The 365-nt window shown below is 37.0% G+C and carries 1 protein-coding gene; it reads right to left on the bottom strand.

Annotated features, from left to right (window positions below):
* Positions 1 to 365 (bottom strand): transposase (locus KTH90_RS24750; RefSeq protein WP_238727627.1); only part of this gene is annotated, 365 nt, incomplete at both ends.

Below are 365 nucleotides of genomic sequence, written 5' to 3' on the forward strand. Positions count from 1 at the left end.
TTCCTTTGGTCATGATGACAGTCCCTCCTGTTCCGGAAGCTTTCAGCTCCTCATGACCATTATACTTCTTTATCCAGTTCCTGAGTTGAGCAGTTGAATGAATTTTAAATTTTTTACAGATACTCATAAGAGAGCCTTCACCCGCCAAATATGCTGCAACCGCTTGTTCTTTTTCTTCTTTAGTATAATGCTTATTTTGATTTGTAGAAAATGCATCCACACCCATCGCTCTATATTTATTTTCCCACAGCCTAAAGGCAGATACATCAATTCCCAATCTATTCGCAATGGAGCACATACTATCTTTATCATCTAAATATTCTTGTACAGCATTTAGTTTTTCTTCTATGCGGTACTTACCTTTT

The organism is Diplocloster modestus (genome assembly GCF_019042245.1).
GTDB classification, from domain to species: domain Bacteria; phylum Bacillota; class Clostridia; order Lachnospirales; family Lachnospiraceae; genus Diplocloster; species Diplocloster modestus.